Origin of the sequence: Methanocella arvoryzae MRE50, assembly GCF_000063445.1 — an archaeon.
Lineage (GTDB): Archaea > Halobacteriota > Methanocellia > Methanocellales > Methanocellaceae > Methanocella_A > Methanocella_A arvoryzae.
Genome location: NC_009464.1, coordinates 514,721 through 537,451, shown reverse-complemented (window position 1 = coordinate 537,451; position 22,731 = coordinate 514,721). Strand labels below are relative to the sequence as shown.

24 protein-coding genes are annotated in these 22,731 nt (G+C 55.0%); 12 read left to right on the top strand and 12 right to left on the bottom strand.

Going from position 1 to position 22,731, the window contains the following annotated elements; all coding sequences use genetic code 11:
- Positions 1-109: 109 nt before the first annotated feature.
- Entirely contained in the window at positions 110-1,207 is a 1,098-nt protein-coding gene (locus RCI_RS02675) for a tRNA (guanine(10)-N(2))-dimethyltransferase (RefSeq protein ID WP_012034838.1), read from the bottom strand.
- 139 nt (positions 1,208-1,346) lie between these two features.
- Positions 1,347-2,531: a geranylgeranyl reductase family protein gene (locus RCI_RS02670; protein ID WP_012034837.1), complete on the bottom strand. Its 1,185-nt coding sequence runs from the start codon at positions 2,529-2,531 to the stop codon at positions 1,347-1,349.
- Positions 2,532-2,853: 322 nt separating this feature from the next.
- Between RCI_RS02670 and pth2 the strand changes: the two genes are divergently transcribed.
- The 4 genes from pth2 (at position 2,854) to RCI_RS02650 (ending at position 5,370) form a co-directional block, all read left to right on the top strand.
- Positions 2,854-3,201, top strand: a complete 348-nt coding sequence (gene pth2, locus RCI_RS02665) for a peptidyl-tRNA hydrolase Pth2 (protein WP_012034835.1) — start codon at positions 2,854-2,856, stop codon at positions 3,199-3,201.
- 8 nt (positions 3,202-3,209) lie between these two features.
- Positions 3,210-3,665 carry a hypothetical protein gene (locus RCI_RS02660; RefSeq protein ID WP_012034834.1) on the top strand — a complete coding sequence of 152 codons (456 nt, stop codon included), beginning with the start codon at positions 3,210-3,212 and terminating at the stop codon, positions 3,663-3,665.
- 4 nt (positions 3,666-3,669) lie between these two features.
- Positions 3,670-4,965 carry a tRNA pseudouridine(13) synthase TruD gene (gene truD / locus RCI_RS02655; RefSeq protein ID WP_012034833.1) on the top strand — a complete coding sequence of 432 codons (1,296 nt, stop codon included), beginning with the start codon at positions 3,670-3,672 and terminating at the stop codon, positions 4,963-4,965.
- A 99-nt stretch (positions 4,966-5,064) separates the two neighbouring features.
- Positions 5,065-5,370, top strand: a complete 306-nt coding sequence (locus RCI_RS02650; RefSeq protein ID WP_048197905.1) for an MTH865 family protein — start codon at positions 5,065-5,067, stop codon at positions 5,368-5,370.
- 42 nt (positions 5,371-5,412) lie between these two features.
- Here RCI_RS02650 and RCI_RS02645 read toward each other — a convergent pair whose 3' ends face one another.
- The gene (locus RCI_RS02645) at positions 5,413-5,658 is read right to left on the bottom strand and encodes a hypothetical protein (RefSeq protein ID WP_048197903.1); all 246 of its coding nucleotides are present in this window, start codon (positions 5,656-5,658) and stop codon (positions 5,413-5,415) included.
- Between the two features lie 220 nt (positions 5,659-5,878).
- Entirely contained in the window at positions 5,879-6,466 is a 588-nt protein-coding gene (locus RCI_RS16880; protein WP_012034830.1) for a hypothetical protein, read from the bottom strand.
- Between the two features lie 343 nt (positions 6,467-6,809).
- Between RCI_RS16880 and RCI_RS02635 the strand changes: the two genes are divergently transcribed.
- The gene (locus RCI_RS02635) at positions 6,810-7,808 is read left to right on the top strand and encodes a phosphotransacetylase family protein (RefSeq protein WP_012034829.1); all 999 of its coding nucleotides are present in this window, start codon (positions 6,810-6,812) and stop codon (positions 7,806-7,808) included.
- A 728-nt stretch (positions 7,809-8,536) separates the two neighbouring features.
- Complete coding sequence (locus tag RCI_RS02630; RefSeq protein ID WP_012034828.1) at positions 8,537-9,013, top strand: hypothetical protein; 477 nt, start codon at positions 8,537-8,539, stop codon at positions 9,011-9,013.
- A 21-nt stretch (positions 9,014-9,034) separates the two neighbouring features.
- Here the strand turns inward: RCI_RS02630 and RCI_RS02625 are convergent, their stop codons facing one another.
- The gene (locus tag RCI_RS02625) at positions 9,035-9,799 is read right to left on the bottom strand and encodes a DUF2797 domain-containing protein (protein WP_012034827.1); all 765 of its coding nucleotides are present in this window, start codon (positions 9,797-9,799) and stop codon (positions 9,035-9,037) included.
- Between the two features lie 904 nt (positions 9,800-10,703).
- Here RCI_RS02625 and RCI_RS02620 point away from each other — a divergent pair.
- Positions 10,704-11,297: a pyruvate kinase alpha/beta domain-containing protein gene (locus RCI_RS02620; RefSeq protein WP_012034826.1), complete on the top strand. Its 594-nt coding sequence runs from the start codon at positions 10,704-10,706 to the stop codon at positions 11,295-11,297.
- A gap of 11 nt (positions 11,298-11,308) precedes the next feature.
- Here RCI_RS02620 and RCI_RS02615 read toward each other — a convergent pair whose 3' ends face one another.
- On the bottom strand, positions 11,309-11,536 hold the full coding sequence (locus tag RCI_RS02615; RefSeq protein ID WP_012034825.1) for a hypothetical protein: 228 nt from the start codon (positions 11,534-11,536) through the stop codon (positions 11,309-11,311).
- A gap of 142 nt (positions 11,537-11,678) precedes the next feature.
- On the opposite strand from RCI_RS02615, the gene RCI_RS02610 reads away from it, so the two are divergent.
- A complete protein-coding gene (locus RCI_RS02610) occupies positions 11,679-12,266 on the top strand; it encodes a DUF2284 domain-containing protein (protein ID WP_148266498.1) in 588 nt (195 codons plus the stop codon).
- Between the two features lie 260 nt (positions 12,267-12,526).
- On the opposite strand, the gene RCI_RS02605 is transcribed toward RCI_RS02610, so the two are convergent.
- From RCI_RS02605 to RCI_RS02595, 3 genes are read right to left on the bottom strand one after another with little or no spacing between them, the layout of a single operon-like run.
- Entirely contained in the window at positions 12,527-13,345 is an 819-nt protein-coding gene (locus RCI_RS02605) for an MBL fold metallo-hydrolase (RefSeq protein WP_012034823.1), read from the bottom strand.
- A complete protein-coding gene (locus RCI_RS02600; protein ID WP_012034822.1) occupies positions 13,332-14,012 on the bottom strand; it encodes a DUF169 domain-containing protein in 681 nt (226 codons plus the stop codon). Before RCI_RS02600 ends, RCI_RS02605 begins: the two co-directional genes overlap by 14 nt.
- Positions 14,013-14,067: 55 nt before the next feature.
- Positions 14,068-16,059: a beta-propeller domain-containing protein gene (locus tag RCI_RS02595; protein WP_052309889.1), complete on the bottom strand. Its 1,992-nt coding sequence runs from the start codon at positions 16,057-16,059 to the stop codon at positions 14,068-14,070.
- Between the two features lie 242 nt (positions 16,060-16,301).
- On the opposite strand from RCI_RS02595, the gene RCI_RS02590 reads away from it, so the two are divergent.
- The 3 genes from RCI_RS02590 to RCI_RS16565 all read left to right on the top strand — a co-directional run bounded on the left by RCI_RS02590 (position 16,302) and on the right by RCI_RS16565 (position 19,697).
- On the top strand, positions 16,302-17,147 hold the full coding sequence (locus RCI_RS02590; RefSeq protein WP_012034820.1) for an ion transporter: 846 nt from the start codon (positions 16,302-16,304) through the stop codon (positions 17,145-17,147).
- Positions 17,148-17,255: 108 nt separating this feature from the next.
- A complete protein-coding gene (locus RCI_RS02585; protein ID WP_012034819.1) occupies positions 17,256-18,695 on the top strand; it encodes a dipeptidase in 1,440 nt (479 codons plus the stop codon).
- 132 nt (positions 18,696-18,827) lie between these two features.
- Complete coding sequence (locus RCI_RS16565; RefSeq protein ID WP_012034818.1) at positions 18,828-19,697, top strand: hypothetical protein; 870 nt, start codon at positions 18,828-18,830, stop codon at positions 19,695-19,697.
- Positions 19,698-19,793: 96 nt separating this feature from the next.
- On the opposite strand, the gene RCI_RS02575 is transcribed toward RCI_RS16565, so the two are convergent.
- Positions 19,794-20,048 carry a hypothetical protein gene (locus tag RCI_RS02575; RefSeq protein WP_148266497.1) on the bottom strand — a complete coding sequence of 85 codons (255 nt, stop codon included), beginning with the start codon at positions 20,046-20,048 and terminating at the stop codon, positions 19,794-19,796.
- Positions 20,049-20,107: 59 nt separating this feature from the next.
- Positions 20,108-21,646 (bottom strand): RNB domain-containing ribonuclease, encoded by a 1,539-nt coding sequence (locus RCI_RS02570; RefSeq protein ID WP_012034816.1) that lies wholly within the window; start codon positions 21,644-21,646, stop codon positions 20,108-20,110.
- Between the two features lie 167 nt (positions 21,647-21,813).
- Here RCI_RS02570 and RCI_RS02565 point away from each other — a divergent pair, with 167 nt between their 5' ends.
- Positions 21,814-22,521, top strand: a complete 708-nt coding sequence (locus tag RCI_RS02565; protein ID WP_231844918.1) for a glycosyltransferase — start codon at positions 21,814-21,816, stop codon at positions 22,519-22,521.
- Positions 22,522-22,523: 2 nt separating this feature from the next.
- On the opposite strand, the gene RCI_RS02560 is transcribed toward RCI_RS02565, so the two are convergent.
- The gene (locus tag RCI_RS02560) at positions 22,524-22,730 is read right to left on the bottom strand and encodes a hypothetical protein (protein ID WP_148266683.1); all 207 of its coding nucleotides are present in this window, start codon (positions 22,728-22,730) and stop codon (positions 22,524-22,526) included.
- Between the last annotated feature and the right edge of the window lies 1 nt (position 22,731).

Below are 22,731 nucleotides of genomic sequence, written 5' to 3'. Positions count from 1 at the left end.
TTAAACGTAATTATACATCGGTAATTTTTAATGAGGCTCTGTTTATGCAAAGTTTTCAATAATCTCAGAGAAAATTGTCGCAGATCGGAGTATTTATGGAACAATATTTCTACGATCGGGGAGAAAGCTCCAGAACGATACTTTTCACGATGTTGACCGGCGCGTCGGTCTTGAAACCGATGCCCGAGAAATGAGTGCGGGATGCCTGGAAGCCTGCGCCCCGCAGCGCCTCGATGAGCACGTCGATGGTTGTCGGGGTCGCCCGCAAGTCCTGGCACACGCGGTGGTGATCGTAGAACGTCGGCACGTCGATCTCGCCGAGGATCAGCTCCAGCAGCCGTGCCGCCCGGACCTTTCTGCCGAACTCCCCTGTGTTGATGACGTTCAGCACCTGGCTGACGAAACTGTTGTCCTTGATCGGCCCGAGCCAGAGCGGCCCGGCCAGCCTCGCCTTGCCGCCGCAGTTCGGGCACCGGTCGGGCACCTGCACAGCCAGCCCGGGGATGGTCTCCCGGTAATGGCACTTGCCGCAGTCGAGGATGAAGCCAATCTGATCCAGCATCCGATCCGCGGGGACGACCCCGTGGTCTACGGCCAGGTACAGCCGGACGTAGTGCTCTGTAGAATGGCATAGTAGCGGTCGCACCGCCCTGTCGTACTTGGCCTGCTCCCGCACGACTTTACCCATGAGCACCCGCAGCCCGATCTCCGGGTAGTACTCGGTCTTGACCGGGAAGGCGCCATATTTTCGCATGCCCGACCGCAGGTGGGCTCCGCAGAGCGGTGCAGTATCGGTTGCGGTGACTCCCATGAACCGCTTAGCCGATCGGCAGACTGAGTCGATATACGGAGAGGGCGTGCCGAACGGATCGATGTCGACAAAGTCGTACTGCGTGGAAGAAAGCAGTGTGTTTGCGCCTCTGTTAGTCGCGTTCACTGTGACTCCGTTGGCCTCTGCATTCCTCTTGAGCAGTTCGTATGCGCCGGCATCCCAGTCGTTGATCGTGACGTCGATTTCCCGGGGTACCTCTTTCTTGACCCTGATGCCCCTGATGCCCGAGGCGGCCATCGCGTCGACGTAGGTAGTTACGTCCGGAAGACAGGTCAGGCAGGCTACGTTTAGGTCCCGGTTCATCTCCATCCGGGGATTGTAGAAGACGCCTTCGCCCATCTCGATCGCTACTTTGCCTTCGCGGATAACAGCCATCGGTGGTTACATGGGGGACATCCGATAATAATGTTTTGCCGGCGTGCTGACGCTGGCGTGCTGGCGCACGCTGAGAGTAAATAGCGGCAGGAGCACGGCGCGAGAGCGCCGGTTCCGGTCACGGCTGAGTTTACCAAACTCAAAACAATAGTTTTACCAGCAGGCCCATCAGCCGCCACATACCCCTATTTTTAGACAGCTTCAGCAGCTCAAAAGCGAGCTTCGAAGGCCGGTCTATGTCACCGTACTTCGTCATGACCTCGGAGATCTCCGGGTCGTCAAGCAGGGCCAGTGCCTCGTCGAGATCCTGATCGGTCATGCGGCCATACATCTGACGGAACCGCATCATCATCATCAGTTCCCTTCCGATGTCCGCCCGCCACCGCCGCTCGTACTCCATGAGCCGTGCCGAGCTGGCATCCCCGGCAAGCGCCGCCTTCGCAGCGACTTCTCCGGCGATGCGGGCACACCTGGCGCCGGTATATATGCCGCCATAAGAGATGGGCTTTACCTGTCCAGCGGCGTCGCCTACGATCATGATGTTATCGGTGACCGTGCGCTTCAGCGTGCCCACGGGCACGCCGCCCATGATCAGGTCGACCGCCGACCTCGCCTTCTTCGAGACGATCTCGTGCTCGGTCAGCAGCCGCTGGAGATACTCGTGCGCGTGCTCGTCCGAGATCAGGCCCACCCGGCAGCAATCGCCCGACGTGGGCACGGCCCATGCAAAGTGCTTAGGAGCATATCGGCTCCCTGAGAACATCTCTACAAAATCGGGGTTCCGGGGCTCGTAAGTCGCCTCCACCTGGATCGCCGAGCAGACGTGGGGCAGGTTGCCCAGGCCTGCGGCCCGGGCGACCTTGCTCTTGACACCATCCGCACCGATTACGACGCTTGCTGTGATATCTTCCGTGCCGTCGGGCCCTGTGACTTTAACCGATATGCCCCCCGGAACCGGAGTGATCCCTTCAGCTTTCGTGCTTATCAGGATTTCCGCCCCGGCATTTACGGCACGCCGGGCCATCTCCCTGTCCATGATCTTACGCTCGACTACGTAAGCCATAGTCCGCTTACCGTCAAGCAGGATGTTGTGATTGTTGGGAGAGTGTACGAAGGCGCCGCGGATCCGCTTGTTGATAAAGCTGCCTTCTCCAAGTTCGCACTCGTCCAGCGCGTTTCTGCTGATCAGGCCAGTGCATGCTACGGGGGAGCCTACCTGCCCGTGTTCTTCGAGCAGCAGTGTTTTCGCGCCGTTCAGCGCAGCGTATTTTGCGGCCATGGAGCCCGCAGGCCCCGCGCCCACGACTATGACGTCATAGTCCATCGTTATCCCATCATTTGTTGTATGCGGTAAGTAAGCCGGCGTGTAATTAATTTATCGGTATGAGTAGCAAGTGCTTACTTGACATTCTATTACTTTAAAGCAGTTATATTAAATATAAATTTGCATATGCGGTACATTATATATTATATCTGGCCGGGGTGTCAGCCGGCGTGGCAGTCAATATATATTAGAAAAGCCACAAGAGCATATGTAGTCCTTCTTGAAACATATTGTATGCTCAGGCAGCAGCCCCGGCATAGCCATGGAGCGGCCTGCCCGGCCGTACAAAAAGTTTCCAGAGCGACCATAGCCGGTAACGAGAATGACGGAATATAAGCAGTGCATACTGGTCAGAGAAGACCTCAAGCTGCCCAAAGGCAAGATGGCCGTACAGGTAGCCCACGCAGCGATCTCCGCCGCAGAATGGGCGAAGCCTTCGGTGCTGGAAGCCTGGAAGCGGGAAGGGCAGAAGAAGATTGTCCTGAAGGTGAACTCGGTGGAAGAGCTGTTCAGGTTCAAGGAAGAGGCCAGACGGGCGGACATCCCCACGGCTCTCATTCAGGATGCGGGGCTCACCTGCGTGCCACCCGGCACCATTACTGCGCTAGGCATGGGGCCTGCAGATTCGGACAGGCTGGACAAAATCGTCGGGCATCTCAAGCTAATGTAGGGATAGACATGATCGTAGGATTCAGTATCAGCAAGATCGAGTCGGCGCGGCACGTGCCGCTGGAAGAGCTCTCGAAGTTCAGGAACATCAACGTCAACTACGACATAAACCTCAGGAATCCGACAGTAAACAAAGCTCAGGCAGGCGAAGTGCTCCGGGTGGAGTACACGGTGGCGATCAACTACCTGAATCCATCCATCGGCTACATCCGCTTTGAAGGCTTCTGCGACAAAATCGGAGGTAACCCCGCACAGGAGAAAAAGAACTGGGATGAGGGCCATGCCGACGTACAAGTCCAGAATGAGATCGCCAACAATATGATGGCCAGGATTATTCCCCTGGCGCTACTGCTGTCCCAGAACCTGAGCCTGCCTCCCGCAGTGCCCATGCCGGTCATCAATTTCCAGCGCCCGGCAGAGGGAGCAGTGCCCCCTGCTGACAAGTTCGACCAGTACCACGCGTGATGCCATGAAACTCAGCCCGTACGAGATCGAGCGCCTGATGGGGATCGAAGCTTACCTCACCGGCACCGACGGTATCGGAGGCAGGCTGCGGGACAGCCCTTCCGATTTTGCCGTGGAGGAAGTGCCGGCTTTTAAAACCGGGGAAACCGGCGGCTACCTGGTAGCGCGGCTGACCAAGGAGAACTGGGAGACTCACCACCTGATCCGCGACCTGTCCCGGCAGCTGGGCATCAGCGACGACAGGATCGGCCTGGCTGGCACCAAAGACAAGCGGGCGATCACCACGCAGCTTATCAGCATCTACGGTGTGACCGAGGACGACCTGAAAAAGATCACGCTGCCCCGGATTCGGCTTACCCCTGTCGGCAGGTCGAGCAGGCCACTGGTGCTGGGCGATCTTGAGGGTAACAACTTCGACATCCGCATCTCTGGCGTCGCCATGGCGGAGCCCGAAATCCGGGCCAGGCTCGACTCGATCACTGGTGAAATCAGCGCTACCGGCGGAGTCCCCAACTTCTTCGGGTACCAGCGCTTTGGTATCCGGCGCCCTATCACCCACCTCGTCGGAGAGAAGCTGATCCGGGGGGATCTGGAGGGGGCAGCTATGGACTATATCGCCCGCTCGTTTCCGGATGAAAACCCCGAGAACATAGAAGCCCGTGATTATGTTTTCAGGACGAGGGACTTCAAGAAAGGCCTGGACATGTATGCACTGAACCTGAGGTACGAGCGCACGATGATGCACAGGCTGATCGAGAGGCCGGGAGATTATGCAGGGGCTTTCAGATCGCTGCCCGGCACTCTGATGAAGATGTTTGTGAGCGCGTATCAGTCTTATCTGTTCAACAGGATGCTCAGTCAGCGGCTGCTGCTGGGGATGTCTATAACTACGCCGCAGGAAGGTGATACTGTCTGCTTTAACGGTCCCGACGGTAAGCCGGACGTCTCCAGGGTGGAGCAGGTAACGAAAAAGAACAGGCCGGACATCAATTATCTATACAAGCGGAAGAGGGTCACGCTGGTCCTGCCGCTCGTGGGAAAAAGCACCCGCATCGACCTGCTGGACGAAGTTTCCAGAAAGGTGCTGGATGATGCGAAGGTAACCCCGGACAACTTTGAGATTCCCCTGATGCCAGAGCTGAGCTCGCATGGTATCTGGAGAGCAATGGTGCTGCCGGTCAGCCCGTCGCTCGATGTCGAAGGCGGCTCCGTCAGGGCCCGGTTCTTCCTCACCAGCGGCAGCTATGCGACGACCGTGCTGCGTGAATACATGAAAGCAAATCCTCGCTGTATGGAGTAAACACCAATATAGTTTGTACTCTTTTTTAATTTGCCGAGCTATTATCACGGTAAATATTATAATTATATGCAGATTAATAAGTAGATATTGGTGAATGAAATGGCAGAGGACCCTTCAATACTTGGCGCGCCGTCCGGCACTCCGGAATCGATCAGCGAGATGGACGCCATAAAAGCCAACATTGTTGAGCAGCTTATCTCATGCGGCGTGAAGTTCCCTATAGAGAGTAAAAAGGAGCTTATGGAAATCTATCCGTATGGTACGCCGATCAAGTGCAGGTACAAGGGCAAGGAAACTTCCATCCACGACCTGATCCCGCAGATCGACGACAGCCTGTTTCCGATAAAGACTCCCGGGGATGCTGCGGCAGCACTCTTGAGCAGGTGCGAAGTCGGGCAAAAGTAGGGCCTTAACAGGTCGACGACCTGTAAAAGGTCGTACGACCTTTTACAGGTCGTCGTCATCATCAAACGAGTCTGCGAAAGAGTCGTCTGATGTGAAGCCCTCTCCGCCGACGATCTCATCGTCAGCGTCATGCTCAGAGGGTATGCCTTCGCCGTCGTAGCCTGCAGGGCTATCGCCCGGAGCCGGCCTCATCTTCTGTTTGACGCTGGAGCAGAAGTACAGCGCAAAAGTATCCATACTGTCTATCAGGACAAGGCTGTTTTTGTAAAATGCGATCGGGATATACATTACGATCACACAGTCTAACTACTATTAGCTTTTATACCTTCCGCCTGAGAGGGGGAGGAAAAGAGGAGAAAATAAAAAAGCGGTGTGGCTTGTACGGCCCGCCCGCAGATACAGTTTCGGAAGGGTAGCCTTATTATCCGGGCGGGCCGTAGCCGTCGCATTTGTTAATCTTTAGCCACAACTGTTGAGCCGTTCGTCGTTATCTTATCACCGGACCAGTCTATCTGACAGGGGCAGTGGCAGGAGCTCCTGCCGCTCCCGCTCCCGCTCCCATCATGCCGGGGCTCTGACCTGCAGCTGCTGCGCCGAGGCCTACGCCGCTACCGCCAGCGGCGGCAGGGCCGGACGGGCAGGCCGCGCCTATGCCGGCGCCAGCGGGTGCGTTACCGAGGCAGAACGTCTTGGTCTGCGGGATCATCGTAGTCACGGGCTGGTATGCGACTGCGGGCACCTGCACAGGTACCTGAGCCTGTGCACAGGCAGTCTCGTAGGTGGTCACCGGCACCTGCTCCGGCACAACTACTGTCCTTGGCACGGTAACGGTAGTCTGCTTTGGTACGGTCACCGGGTAGTTCACCGTCTGCATATCGCAGGTAGTAGTCATATAGGGGACCATCTGCGTAGCGGGAATGTTACATGATACAGTCGCGACACAATCCTGGGGTGCTCCATAAGAAACGCCACCTGCCGGACCTGCGCCGCCCGCTGCCGCTAAACCTGCACCCATGCCATACTGGGCCATCGCGGGACCAGCGAATACGAGCGCTGCCAGCGTTACTAACGCCAGAACAAACAATTTTTTCATCATGCTGTCAACTATGCCTCCTGTTACGTTGGTTCGATACGATGTTCGAAAAGCCTTGTTAAAAATATTTTGAGCTTAAAATGCGAAAAACGCTCATATATAGCTCTGTTTTCAAAAATAAAAGGTAAATGTGAGTTATAACCTGATTAGGGGCAAAATGCCGTCGGTAAATATGTTATGAGTCCTTATCCGGAGTCAGATACTATCGTACTGGCCGTGTTGCGGTACGATCTGGTAGCCCCTCCCGGGCAACGCGTCATCCAGCCTCCTTCTACTCTGCTTATCCTGTTTAAAAACGGAAAGGGTTAATACAATCGCGGCCATATATAGCCTGGCAGGCAAAAGGATGAAGTCCGTTTTTATCAGTTCCATCAACCCGAAAAGTGGCAAGACGGTGATCACGCTGGGCATCGCTTTGAATTCCCGGGTGTACACCGGCTTTTTCAAGCCGTTCCAGGAAAAGATGATCACTGTCAACGGCCAGAGGGTGGAGGAAGACGCTTACCTGATGCAGGCTCTGGTCGACTTCGAGGCAAACCCGGGCGATCTGTGCCCGTTCCCCCGGGAGAAAATGCCCTCGCTTACCATGGATCATATTGTCGAGGCTTACCAGAAAGTCGCCAGGGATAAAGAGCTGATGATCATCGAAGGTATGGAGAATGTAACTATGGGCTTCCTCTACGGGTTGTCCTGTTACGATATCGTAGAACGGTTCAAGTCGGACCTGATCCTGCTCTCTGACGCTACTCCTGAGTCGCTGGACCGGGTGGCCATGATCAAAGACTACCTCGACTACAGGAAGATACCCCTGAAAGGCGTTATCCTGAACCTGTGCAACGATGTGGGCCTCGAAAATTTCCTTATCAGCAAAGGCATACCTGTGGTGGGTATGATCCCGTATACGCCGTCCTTGCGGACGCTGCACGTCTTCGAGATCGTCGAAGAGCTCAACGGCATAGTCCTGACCGGCAGCGAAAACCTGAGCAACATCGTAGAGAAGACACTAATCGGCGCCATGTCCCGGGAATCGGCGCTCCGGTACTTCGAGCGCGCCCGCAATAAAGCCGTGATTACGGGCGGCGACCGCAGCGACATATTGCTCTCCGCCCTGAATACGTCCACGTCCTGCATCATCCTGACTGGTGGTCTCCTGCCCGCCCAGGAAGTCATAAACCGGGCGAGGTTCCTCGGCGTGCCCATGATTTCCGTAAAAGAAGACACGCTGTCAGCTTCGGAGATCGTCGACCGCATGATCGCCCGCATCGACCCGACGGACGAGAAGAAGATCAAGACGATCAAGGATGAAGTCGCCCGTAACGTCGACCTGTCAAAGATTTTGACCTGAGCGATTTATATCCATGGCATCCCGAGAACGGGCGAATAAACTGTTTTTACACTTGTTCACAACACCTCAAAAATTGTGAACACACTGTGAATGTGCTTCCACTAATGTTTGTAGTTATGTCGTATTTTTAAATATTGCCACAAATTTAAGCCCTGATTTTCTGTCTTGCAGTATTATACAGGTAACCACAGATTCTGGTTTCACTGAGCTACCGATCGCCCGGCGTAGCGCTATAACCTGTGAACAGGTGAACCTATAAATACTCGAAAATCCTACGGATTATAAGGTAAAACTTGTGTTATTTTGTGCTTAAGTCTTAAGCACTAATAAAATAACCGGTTTTCCTCGAAAAGCTTATATAATTGGAGATACTACTATGGATATGTAGTACGCAGCAAGCTGTGTAGCACAATGACAGTTAACTGCGTCTGATATGGTATGGTAGGTAGGTAATCAACGATTACGCCTGAGACATGGGGATGGATTGGGCAGTAATTGTGCATAAACGGCAAACACCCGGGTATTGAGGTGCGTTTACAATCATACAACCAAAACGCAAAACGGCAAACTCGCAGTCTTTGGCTGTGGGTCATAAGGGATGGATTGGAAAAAACGCAAAACGGCAAATAGTAGGGATGGATTGGAAAAGTGATTTAGAGGCGGTCCTGTAGGGGGATCGCCTCTTAATGTCATCAGATAATCAGTGAGGACTAAGGGAGGGCTGTAACATGGTTGATATTAAGATCAGCCTGGATAACCAGAGTGGTAAAATAACAGCTTTCACCATCCTCGGAGAAGACCTGAAAGCCGATGAGCTTGAAAGGGCGATCAACTCGATCCGCCAGACATTTGGCGGCGCAAGTACCTCGTCTCAGGCGCCTCAGGCCCAAGCCACATCCGTCATGGCGAAAGACATCAGAGACCTGTCAAGCGACCGGATGACCATCAAGGAACGGCTGAAATTATTTTTAAAATTCGAATACCGCGGCGCATGGTTCAACACAATCGACGTTAAAGACCGGTATTGGCGAACCTATAACGAAGAGATCAAGATCAGCACAGTATCCACGTACCTCTCCCGTTTGCACAACGAGGGCTTCCTGGAACGGCGCGGCAACAAGATCGAGAGAGAATACCGCATCGTAGAAATACCTGCGGAACCGCAGCCCGCCCAGGACGCCCGGGTGCCGGAACAACAGCGCTAAACTACAGACAGACAGACAAGGCTAAAAGCCTGACAGGGAAACCTGCAGGCTTCCTTTTCTTTTTTGACCACTGTTGCACTGGACCTCTTCCCAGTCGTACCCGATCAGGCTGTCGAGGCTCATAGCGTACAGCGTATCGTACTTTTCCAGCACCAGCGCCTGCCCTTTGACGCCGAACACCGTTCCGGAAACAGTCATACCGACGTCGGGCTTGATCAAGATCGGTGCCATCCATAACTCCCGGGGAAAGTACTTGAAGCTGAAGCGCCGGATCGGCGTAAAATCGGTGATAGTAGCATCGATGGCAGCCCTGTCAATACATCCTGCCTTGATTTTATCAGTGAACCCCAGCCTGTCAGGGTATTTTGCACTCAGCTCCCTCTCCAGCCTTCTCGCTGCCTCGCCGTCGGGGAACCGGGCAATCTCATACCCCTCGTCCGCTCCCTGCTCGTTCAGGCGAGTCTCCAGACGGTAAGTCCTCGACACCCCGACCTTGATAGTCGAAGGTGCAAATACCGCCAGATAGACAGAGTGCTCCTCATTGCAGGTCTTTTCAGGCTTGCGACACTCCCCCCGGCAAATCACGCACGCGTCGGCAGCCCCAACACATCGCTGACAGTAAGGCGCCACAGAGCTGTCGCAAGGGATATACTTATCTCCATCCCACCGTCCCGCACAGCCCCGACCGGTCAGCGTCATGGCTATCCCGGAAGAAATATCGAGTACCTTCGGCCCCGGGGCGACGACGAGTGCCTTATCTATCGATGAGTAGCCGATGATGCGCATAAGACGGGACGATCTATAGCATCCAGTTACATATAGTTCTCGTGCTTATCCAGAAACTACACGACAATATGAATGCTGGGCTGTGCGTTTTATTGTTGTACAGGCTCTCTCGAGACAGCAAGACGAACGCTGCGCTGTGCCAGACCCTCACAGATGCCACAGATTGAAACAGAATCCACAGATTACGATCGATTGCACAGATTACGGTTGATTCCACAGATAACTAAAAAATAATCTGATCTATTACTATAGTACTCTTATGATTGCTATCAGTGATCGAATAGCATTGCATGTTCCTTCTGTGCTATCGTGTAGTATTCTGTGGATTCAGCAGAGAAATCTGTGGAATCAATTGGAATCTGTGGCATCTGTGTGGTTTAGCACAGCGCAGCGTTCGTGTACGTTCACCTCCACAGAGATAACAGTTTGAGAGTATCATAGTAATGTGATAGCCGGTACAGCGCAGCGTTCGTGTACGTTCACCTCCACAGAGATAACAGTTTGAGAGTATCATAGTAATGTGATAGCCGGTACAGCGCAGCGTTCGTGTACGTTCACCTCCACAGAGATAACCGTTTGAGAGTATCATAGTAATGTGATAGCCGGTACAGCGCAGCGTTCGTGTACGTTCACCTCCACAGAGATAACAGTTTGAGAGTATCATAGTAATGTGATAGCCGGTACAGCGCAGCGTTCGTGTACGTTCACCTCCACAGAGATAACCGTTTGAGAGTATCATAGTAATGTGATAGCCGGTACAGCGCAGCGTTCGTGTACGTTCACCAACATAGAGACAGCTGTTTTCGAGTATCCCTGTAATAGTGGATAGTACAGCGTAGCAATCGTTTTATATTGTGTGAACTAATAAGTAACCTTTATTTCACCCCCGGACAATCTTCTAATCATGATCAAGCGGGACATCGTTTACTTCGAGAAGCCGGGCGGGCAGAACACGGATGACACGATCCGGCTGGCAGTGGAAAGGGCGAAGGAACTGGGGATTAAGTATGTCGTCGTGGCCAGCGTCAGCGGCGAAACCGGCGTGAAAGCGGCAAAGGCGTTTGCCGGCACGGGCGTAAAAGTGATCGTCGTAGGTCACCATGTGGGCTTCTCCGGCCCGGGAGAGCGAGACCTGGAAGACCGGTACCTCAGTGAGCTGAGAGAAATGGGCATAACCGTCGTGGAAATGTCCCACGCGCTATCCGGAGTCGAGCGCTCGATCTCGAGAAGGCTCGGCGGCGCTTCCCGGGTGGAAACGATTGCTGAAGCCTTGCGCACCCTGATCAGCGTCGGGACAAAGGTATGTGTGGAAATCAGCCTTATGGCGGCAGATGGCGGCTACGTGCCTGTAGATGAAGAGACTGAGATCATCGCCCTCGGCGGCAACTGGCCTGGCGTCGACACTGCATGTGTCATCAAGCCTGCACACTCAAACAGCTTCTTCGACCTGCAGGTGCGGGAGTTCATCTGCCTGCCCAGGGACAAGTCCAGGAAATGAATAAATCCGGATTACTTTTTTGCGAGCTGCGCAAAGTGCTCTCTTTTAAGGACCGCTTCATCGTCCATACAGCGCAGCGTCGCTACTGTAAATAAGATGATCGATGCCGCGGCGAGGTACGGACCCCACCACTGGCCTAAAAACCATAGCGTCACTCCGATGATCGCAATTATGCCCGTAACCGTCTGTACTACCCGTTGCTTAAACTTATCTCTGGCGACGTTTTTCAAGTCTGCCATAATACAACCAGTAGTCTAGATTAGTCTTGATATACATATAGTCTCTGCTCCCGTAAAATCGAGCTAATCCCTGACAGTGAGTAGCATGTAGCATGGTAAAAAATGTATTTCTATATGGCAACGGATTACTATTAGTGATCTCATGACAGGACCAATGATCGAAGAAGAGCTGAGGCGGATGGCCTTCGACAGCGGCGCCTCGGCGTTCGTCAAAATCAAGCCGGCAGATATCGTCACCGCCCACTGGGTACGCCTCAAGTGCCAGTTCGGGTGTAAAAACTACGGCACCAGGCTCGCCTGCCCGCCGTACAGTCCTTCTCCAGAAGAGACCAGAAAGGTCCTGGACGAGTACACAACCGCCTACCTCCTCCGGTACGACGGTTACCTCGACTTCGACACTTATCCGCCCAAAGACATCAACAGGACGATGGACAAGCTCAGCCTGCACGTCTGCAAAGCGATCTATGAAATGGAACGCCACGCCTTCCTCGCCGGGTACTACAAAGCCTTCGCCTATGGCGCCCACCGGTGCCGCAAATGCGATGTCTGCGCGCTGTACGACAACAAGGGCTGCAAGTTCCCGGTAGACACCAGGCCTTCTCTCGAATCAGCCGGCATCGACGTCTTCGCTACGGCCAAAAACGCAGGGCTCGACACCCACGTCGTGGCTGACAGGAATATATTGAATGCTGCGCAGTTGCCTACTTTCGCTCTGCTACTGCTCGAATAAAAAATGGCAATACCTCTTTTTTACCACAGAGGCACAGAGGGCACGGAGACGCACAGAGGTTTTACCACAGAGGCACAGAGGGCACGGAGACGCACAGAGATCTTTTAATAGATTATACTATATCAATCACTTGATAGATAATTCTCTGTGAGTCTCTGTGAGTCTCTGTGTCTCTGTGGTAACCAGTACTCTGTGAGTCTCTGTGAGTCTCTGTGCCTCTGTGGTGAACTGTTTCACCGTGCGTCTTTGTGGTGAATACGTTAAAGGATGCGCATGCCAGCTTCGAGCGCCACGACCTCGACGCCTGCCGTTCGTAAAGCATCCATGATCTTAGTGCCAGAGCAGTGGCCGAGGATGGCCTTTTTGACGCCGGCTTCTTTCAGCGCTTCGACTGTGGCTGTAATGCGGGCATCGTCGGCGCTTTCCATGTGGAGGCCTCCGACGATGGTGGTGGGATACCGGCCGAACAGGGCTTTGACCTGTAGTATCGTGTTTACCACGCCGGAGTGGCAGCAGCCGGTGATTAGCATGAGGCCATCGTTCGTGTCGACAACGATGGACTGGTCGTCCTTGAGTTGGTCCGTGAACATGGCGCCTTTGTGCTCTTCCATGAACCGGCTGCTGGGCGGCTCGAAAGGCGTCACCCGGGGGATCTCGCCAGTAGCCCAGAGGCCTCCGCAGATCGTGTAAGGCCCCCGCTGAAGGACAATGTCACAGTAGTTCCACAGAGATTTCACATTGAAGGGTATGCCGATGCTTTCGGGCTTCCCTTCTCTGAGGGCGAACTTCTGGTTGAAGGCCGCTTCGTGGGCCATGACCTTGATCGTGCCCGATTTTTCCAGCGCCTTCAGCAGCCCGCCGGTATGATCATAGTGTCCGTGACTGAGTATGATGAGCCCCAGCCACCCGAAGTCTATGCCGGCAGTTTTTGCGTTGTGTAGCAGTACGTCGCCGCTCTGGCCCGTATCGTACAGCATTCTGAGGCAGCTGGATTCGATGTGGAAAGAGATGCCGTGCTCTGCCTTGTAGCCCGGGGCTGCGGTGTTGTTGACCAGGCAGGTGATCTTACAGCCGGTCATATAGTATACTCCCGGTGGTACGTTCGAGGTTTCTGACTACTTCTGCAAGCCGATCGCCCGGAATGCTCACGATCATCTCGTCCGGCGCCAGTTTCATGTACTCCCTCGCCCCGACGTCGGCCATGCAGTAGTTGACCTCGCCGGAAAGGTAGGGGTGAGCGAAGGCGACAGAACAGGTTGCCGGACCGGTCATGCCTGATACGTACCCGCCCGTCTCAAACACCGCCGCGTCGACGAGCTTCATGGCCGCCAGAGAATTGCAGACGATCATCACGACGTCTATGTCGCCTTCGGCTTTCTCCAGCGGGCAGCAGACGGTGGCCAGAGCTGTACCGAAGGGAATCCGGGGGCTGCGCTCATTGGTGCGGACTGCTGCCATGGGTGTAGCGTAAAGAGGATACAATCTGGATAACAGAGTGCCGTTCCGCTGTACAGGCGACATTTCAGCCAGGCCCATATAATAGGCTCCGCCCCCGCAGGTTTCCTCCTTCTCCGTGGCGTAGACAGTCTCGCCCTCCATCGCCTTAGCCCACATCTCGCACAGCCTGACGGGCTCGGTCAGTTTCTCCATGGGCGGGCGCTCGGGCAGGAGAGTAATAGCAATTGGGGAGCGCTTCAGCTCCAGCTTCGTGATCAAAACGTTCGATGCGGCGGCGTAGTCTTGCATGATCAGTTATACGAGCTGTAGTGAGATATATGCTTTGAAAAAAGTAAAAAGAAGCTTAAAGCGCAATGGCCCTAAGCTTCTCCAGAGTATCCAGATCGTTCAGCTGCAGCCTGCTCTGGGACATAGTGTAAAGCACGTCCTTAATGAACAGGCTTCTCATGATTGACCTGTCCCCGTGGAAGTAGAGCCCGCTTTTCTTGAACGGCTCGTCCGACTCGTACTGGGTCACTTTACCCCGGAGCACGAAGCCGTTCGCTAAGCTGAGGTCGTACACGTAGGCGCCCTGGAACACAAAGTCACCATACTGGTTATCGCTGGTTCTCTCGCCCTGGATCTCTGCGACAGTTACAGGCAGCACCAGCAGGCCGGTGTTCCTGTCGAACAGGAAGGCCCGGTGGTCGGTCAGTACCGGGGAGTCGGTGCCGCGGTCGCCAATGACTACTTTGTGGAGCTCTTTCGGGTGCTCCACGTCGCTGACGTCGAACAGCGCCATCTTGACGCCCTGGTACCATGCGAAATCCAGGCCCCTGCTCGAGGTCTTATCCTCGCCGGCGTCGATCGCTTCCTTTCCGATGCCGATGATGTGTGTCTCATCGTAGGGGTGCAGGTAGTCGCTGTACCCCGGTATCTTCAGCTTGCCCAGCACTTTCGGGTTCCGGGGGTCGGAGAGGTCGATGACGAACAGCGGGTCTACTTTCTTGAAGGTCACCATGTAGCACCGGGAGCCCATGAATCTCGTAGAGTAGATTTTTTCGCCGGGCGCCAGGCCTTCGAGCGAGCCGACGGTGTTCATGGCGCTGTCGAGAACGTAGATGTTGTTAGTCGACGGGTTCCTGTCATCGAACAGGTCGCCTCTTGTGGTCGCTATCCTGAAGTATCCCTCATGCTCGTCCATAGAGAACTGGTTGAGTAAATGGCCGGGCACTTTGCCGCTGCCTGCGGAGGTGATCTGCCCGCCGGACAGGTGGAACTTCACGATGGAAGTGGTTTCGTTGCCCGAAGAGCCTTCCCGGTAGTAGTACGGGCTGCTCGACTTTGTAATGTAGAGGTTGTCGGGCGAGGCATAGAGTTCTTGTCCCGAGCCGGCGATCGTCTCCTTAACCAGGTCGCCGCCATCCCCCTTCATCGATAGCGAGCAGATAGTGACGAAGCTGGAGATGGACCTGGGAGGGATATACCGGATATCAGTGGCTTCCGCAACAGGCTGGAAATCCCCCGATCCCACGCGGTACAGGGGTATTATCTCGTCCGGTGTTTTAACCTCCGGGCGGGCGATGTATGGCCGGGTGTTGATCACGAAATAAGCGTAGTCGCCGATCATCCGGGCGGTCATATAGTTGCCTTCGATATCGATTGTCTTGACTACCCGGGGGTTAGACAGATCGGATATATCCATCAGCCGGGCGGAGGTAAACGAGGAGAGCGGGCGGGGCGGCATAATGCTTTTGCCGTCGACACGGACCCACGGTTCGTAAGAGTCTTCCCTGCCACTGCCGAAGAGCAGCAGACGGTCGCCACTGACGAACAGCTCATTCGGGGTAAAGTTGCCGAAGCTGGTGTTAGACAGGATTTTTGCATCCCCGGGCGGGTAAGCTTTTGCGATGATGAGCCGGCCGTTGCTGACAAGATAGATGTTACTGCCGTCGGTCTTGATGATGTCGGCCTCATCCACTCCGGCCACCTGCACGTTAGTAGTGGAATAGTCCTTGCCAGCAGTCATGTCGCCGGCTTTACTCCATCCTGTGGATGCAGCGGGTGCAGTGCCCAGCATGGGCATACCCGCCGGAGATCGGACATCATCTGCATATTCCCAGTAGGCCGGCTCCGTAGAGTTCCTGAACGCCTCGATCAGGTCTGTGCCTGACTTGAAGGTTTCCAGGCCTACTGCATCTTGCGGTTGCCACTGATAGTAAACGATCGGCTCAAACGGCTTGCTGCCGGAGGCGGAAATGGCCAGCAGTGCTACGCATGATAATAACGCTACGGTCATGAGGGCACTGAACATCACATTGCGGTTTAACGGCTTCACACAGATCAGCTCACACATACAATACTACGCGTGATTATAATTTAAGGCTTATTTTAACTTCAATTCGCGCCGTAGTTATAGAAAAAATGTCTGAATGCTAAAACAGGACATAATTATAGCCTAACTATCGATTTGAGTGCCGGACGAGGCAGTATCATGTCGGGCACCCATTTTTCAATGGTCTATGGCACAGGTATACACCTAAAGCCCCGCGTACAGATATATAATTATTTATCAATACTATTGGCTGGTCGAAGCCGATGCTCCCTGTCTTAAAACGCCGGCTCTACGAGATCCTGAACATCGAGAATACTCAGGATACTGCAACGAGGGTGCTCAACGTTTTTCTTATCATCCTCCTGGTAGTGAACCTCATTGCCTTCATGCTCCAGACCTTCAAAGAGGTCTCTATCACCTACGAGTGGCTTTTCTCGTACCTGGAAGCCTTCTCGGTCGTTGTCTTTACCATCGAGTACCTGCTCCGCCTGTGGGTATGCACCGAGGATCCCATATACGGGGAGCCGATCAAGGGCCGCATCCGCTACATGACGACCAATATCCTGGCCGTCACAGACCTCATGGCGATCCTGCCGTACTACCTGCCGATCGTACTGCCGTTCGACTTCCTCGTCATCAGGACGCTACGCCTGTTCCGGCTGGCCCGTCTCGCCAAGCTGGCCCGGTACTCCGATTCCCTGGACCTGATCGAGCGCGTGATTGTCAAACAGCGGGAATTCTTACTGATCACGCTGGTCATCCAGTTCGTCCTGCTGCTGGTTTCCGCCGCCATCATGTTCTACCTGGAACACGAAGCCCAGCCCGCTCAGTTCGCCAATATTTTCAGCGCATTATTGTGGGGTGTCAGTGCCATGACCTCGGCGGGGTTTGCCGGGCTTTATCCGATCACTCCTGCGGGCAAAGTGGCTGGCGTGATACTGTCGTTCCTGGAAATAGTGGCGATGGCACTGCCCATCGGCGTCATCACCGCCGGCATTGAGCAGGAGATGAGCATCACCAGAGAAGAGGCGGAACGCAGAAAGCGTGCTATGGTGAGGAAGACTTACCTGCAGAGCCTTAGAAAGACTGGTCCGGGTAAACGCGGATAGTGGTGGAGTGGTGGCAGTTGTTCCCGGTACTATGGTTGCGACAGGGCATTTGTTTATGAGAACGGATTTAAAGTATAGGGTATATTCTGGCAAACAGGAGATATTATAGTGTTACCGGAGCAGGTTTTGAGGCACATAGACGACAACATGGAACGCTATACGGACGAGCTAATGCAGCTGATCGCCATTCCGAGCGACAGCATGACTGCCAGCCACGCCGGAGACGTGCGGAGAGCGGCAGAGTGGCTTCTCGCCCACGTTTCTCGCTTAGGCTTTAACGGCCGGATCTACGAGACGCCCGGCCACCCGGTCGTCTTCGCAGAAATGTGCAGTGACCTTGCAGCCCCGACTTTGCTCATCTACGGCCACTACGACGTCCAGCCTGAAGGGGATGTGAAGGACTGGCATTCGCCACCGTTCTCTCCTGAAATACGGGATGAGACGATCTACGGCAGGGGAGCTTCGGATGACAAAGGGCAGCTCTTCACTTATATCAAGGCTATCGAGTCTATCCTTTCCACCGAGGGAAAGCTGCCGCTCAACGTCAAGCTGTTCTTCGAGGGCGAGGAAGAGCTGGGCAGCCCCAACATGGAAGCGTTCGTCAGCCAGCACAGGGAACTGCTCAAAGCCGACGTCATCGCAGTATCAGACGGCGCCAAGTTCAGCAAAGACCGGCCCGCCATCGAATACGGCCTCCGCGGCCTCGTCTACATGCAGCTCGACGTCACCGGCCCGAAGATGGACGTCCACTCCGGCGTCTACGGCGGCGGCATCACCAATCCGGCCACTGCTTTAGTTCAGATCATCAGTTCGATGAGGGACGGCAACGGCAAATCTCTGATCCCCGGCTTCTACGATGATGTACGGGACATCTCGACCCGGGAGAGAAAACAGCTGGCCGAGCTGCCTTTCAGCGCGGAATCCGTCTGCGAGCTGACCGGGGCATGCACGCTGGTGCCCGAAGAAGGATACACGTTTTTAGAGAGCACCTGGGCCAGGCCGACCGTGGAGATCAACGGCATCTGGGGCGGCTACCAGGAGGAGGGCTCCAAAACGATCATCCCGTCGACGGCAGGCGCCAAGGTCAGCATGCGTATAGTGCCTGACCAGAGCGCAGAGAAGATCGTCAGGCTGTTTGAGGAACATGTGCGCAAAGTTACGCCGCCCGGCGTTACCGTGAAGATCACCAGACACGCCGCGTCCGAGCCGGTCATCGTTTCCCAGGACAGCCATGCGATCAAGTCTGCTAAAGCTGCAGTAGAGTACGGGTTCGGCAAAGAGCCTGTCTTCATTCGCTCGGGAGGCAGCATCGGCGTAGTGCTGACGATGAAGAAATGGCTGGAGATCGAGGATATCCTGCTGATCGGCTTCGCAGATCCTGAGGATGGAGAGCACTCTCCCAACGAACACTTCCGGCTGGAGAACTATTACAACGGCATCAAGACTACTGCCGCGCTGATGTATAACCTGGCACAGACGAAGAAGCTCGAAGAGGCGGCGCCGATCGTTGAGCGGCACACCGCCCACCAGCAGAACAGCCACTACTGAGTTTCAGAAAGGACAGACAGGGTTATATAAGCAATACGCCATACCCTTATCCATCTGGAATTTATATGGCTAAGGCATACTGGCTTTCGGTCCGCTTCACAGCAGTAAAGATCATTAGTACGTGGTGATCCATTGGACGAGAAAACATCCCCGGAGAAACCATCTACTCTACTTATTGTGGCAATCCTACTGGTCACGGCCGTCATGGGAGCGATGATCCTGGCCTTAGCCGTCGGAGCCTTGAGTGTCTACCAGACTCTCACTTCGGACAACACTCGGGCGCCAAACCCTGGCTGGACCCAGGGCACAGTACCTGGTCCGACTGCCACACCAGATCCTGCCGTAACTCCCATATATCTGGATCCGACGGCAACGCCTGTAAGTATAGTCACGGTCACACCTGTAGTGACACCTACTATCCTGCCTACCGTTACGCCTGCCGCCTCGCCGACAGCGACACCGGCGGACCCTGCAACTCCGACGCCGACGGATGAGCCGGTACCCACGGAAACCCCGACCCCGACTACCACGCCGACGGTCACTCCCGTGATCACCCCGATTCCGACCTCTACTCCGGCTCCTACTGCAACTCCGGCACCGAACCCGTTCACGAGCGGGACCGAGCATATCACGCCGCTGAAGCCCGAGGATTACTCGAAGCTGCAGATGACCGACATACCGGTCCTCCGGATCGGCAAAGGCACGATCATTCCCGACAAGACCACGTTCGGGCAGGCCTACTACTATCAGGGCGATACCGCCAGGCTACGCGCTACGATCATCAACCTGAACGACACCATCACTCAGGAGACTCTGACCATCAAGGTCGCAACCAAGCTCTTTGGGTTCTGGATCGACTACCCGGTAGACTATACGACAGACCTGAACCTCGAGCTCAAGACTGGTGAAAAGGTCGTGCAGGACTTTTACGTGACAGTGCCGGAAGAGATGCCGCCCGGGTTTTACAGGCTCACCATCGACCTGAATGACAAAGCGGACTGACAGCTGATCTGCGGCGTCATAAAGGAAGTAAATATTTTAGAAAAAAGTAGTTAAGAGCGGTTACGGCTTACCACTCATTGACTGTATATAAAAAAATTATCTGATATAGGTGATAAGATCAGGCTTCCTCTCCGGCGCTTCAGGAGCAGGCCCATTCTTATACCCGAACACGGCCGAATCGTAAGGCCGGTAGTTTTCCGGTAGTTTCAGCTCTTTACTCAACTCAGCCCAGTCGGCATCGAGGGGGACAGGGCAGGTCCTGTCACCCGAGACGATGACCAGCGTCCGAGCGCCGTGCAGGCAGTCGTACGTCTCATCGCTCCCCAGTTCCTTGAAATTCTCCATTTCCATCTGCCTGGACACTTCTTTGGCCGCCAGGTTTAGCCTGTTCAGCAGATCCCGGTTCTGGACTACTGTAAAGTGCCTGGCCCGGTCTCCAGCACAGAGTGGTCCCTATGCCCATGCAGTTTACCAGTCTTCACCCTCTTGAAATCGATAAACCCGCGCTCCACGTCCGTACCTATCAGTTGCACCCGGACCAGGTCGCCTACGTCCACGCCTTCGTAGCCATGCTCCAGCTTTCCCTCGACAGGGGGATTGAAGATCCGGACCCACGTCCCGTGATCTGTGACACCGGTGACGACTGCATCGAACTGCTCGCCGATCCTCGATTCCAGCAGCAGGGCGGCTGCGGATTTACCCACCTGTCGCTCGATCTTGCTGGCGTCATCCTCCTGTTCAGTGCAGTGCCTCGCCAGATCTTCCAGTTCCCCGACACTGTAAGGTGAAGACGATCCGGCTATGGCGGCTTTCAGCAGCCGCTGGGTGATCAGATCCGGGTACCGGCGGTTCGGGGCAGTGGAATGATTATAGTCCCTGACGGCGAGGCCGAAGTGCCCGATCGGGCGCTCTCCCGGCCGCTGGACGACGTATTCTCCGGAGCCCAGCAGCTTGATGACGCTGAGCGAAAGATCGGGGAAGCGAATGGGGTCCGCAGCTTTGGCCGAGGCCAGAAACAGCTCCAGGGCTTCCGAGTCGGGCTTCCTGGGCAGCCGGTAGCCCATCTTTGCCGCAATCTCGACAATCCGGCCCCACCGCTTAGGAACACGCACCACGCGTTGCAGGGTCGGAAACTTTCTGGCCGTAAGATATCGGGTAGTCACGCCGTTGGCAGCGATCATGAATTCCGCTATTACATCTTTGGCCCGGTTGCTCTCGTCCTTTTCCAGATCTTTGAGCCTATCACTGTCAAAGACCGGGTGCGCCTTGATCGTTTCCAGCTCAAGCGAGCCCTGCCTGTACCTGTTGGCCTTTAATGTTTGAGCCACCCGGTCCTGGAGCCGGATGTTCTCGGCGAGGCCGTCGACGGCAACGAGCTCCTGCGGCGCCGGCCCGGTGCCCTCCAGCCAGGCGGCCACACTATTGTAAGCAAGCTTGGCGTGATTACGCACCATCGCCCGATAAACGTCCGAGCTCTGAAGCGTTCCGTCCGGGGCGAAAACCATTTCGACGACGACTGCCAGGCGGTCCGACCCCTTATTTAGAGAAGTCAGATCGTTGGAGAGCTTCGGGGGCAGCATCGGGAAAATTTCAGCAGCCGTGTAGACAGAGGTAGTGTTCTGACGCGCATGGTTGTCTATTTCAGACCGCTTCCTGACCAGGGCATCCACGTCAGCGATGGCGACCCGGACCTTCACGGCTCCCGAGGGCATGGCTTCGGCCACCGTAAGCTGGTCCAGGTCGAGCGAATCGTCGTTGTCAATGGAGCACCAGAGAAGGTCCCTGAGATCACGTATCGATGCCCCGGTCGGGGATGCGGGCGCATCGATCCGGTCCAGCTCGGCCAGCGCCTTCTTAGAGAATTCCGGGAGCAGGCCCCTTTCCAGCATAGCCTTTCGGGCAATTCTCTGCAGAATAGCGCGGTGTTTTTTGTCGTCGGTATTCGCCATCATCTCAACTTCAAGAGATAACTTAGCGTTACAAAGTGAAATAGTTGTAAGTATGCCGCCCGATACCAGCACGATTATTAATCATGGGATTTATTATACGCATGGCGCGGCGAGAAGATCTGAGAAGGTCATCCGCCTGTGCAACACTCAGCGATACGGTGAATTCAATGGTGGGGATCTCAGTCGTCATTCCGGCCTACAACGAAGAGAATTATATCGAGAGGTGCCTGAAGTCACTTTCCTGTCAGGACTACCGCGGGGACTACGAGATCATCATTTCCGATGACTGCAGTACCGACAATACGGCCGCCATCGCGGATAAGTACGCCGATCTAGTGATCAGGCACCCCAAGTGCGACACGATCGCCAGTGGCAGGCAGATCGGCGCAAAAGCTGCGAAGTACCCTGTACTCGCATTTTCGGACGCCGATACATACATGCCGCCCGGCTGGCTGTCCAGCATCGCGTCGAGCTTCGAGGAAAAAGACGTCGTCGGCATGTACGGGAACCTGATGCCGATGGACGGAAACAGGTTTGAGAACGGCTTTTGCAGGTACGTGAACGCGCCCTATTCGAAGTTCATGGCCAGGATCAACAACCCGGCCGTAGCCGGGGCCAACTTTGCCGTCACCCGGGAAGCGTTTGATAAGGCGGGCGGATTCGACGAGTCGCTGGTTACGGGAGAGGACATCGAGCTATGCAAACGTATCAAGCGGTACGGGCGGTTTGTCTTTAATCCCGACTCCCTGGTGTACGTTTCTATGCGGAGAGTGCGCGAGTGGGGCTATGCCCGGTTCGTCGCGTTTCACGTTACTAACACTATCAAAGTACATGGCGGGCGCAAGGGGCACGGAGGGTATGAGCCGATCCGGTAGTACTACTTTTGAACCTTAGACTCAAGCTCTCTCAGCCGCATTTCCATCTCGATCATCGCATTCATCATAGCCGCCTCGCTCTGGTCCGGGTGGTTCACCAGCGTCTCCTCCCGACGCCCGGCAAGCTCGAAAAAGATATAGTCGAAGATTTCTCTTCTCTTCTTATCCAGCGTCTGCCTGTACCCTTCCCACCGCTTGTGGGCCTTCATC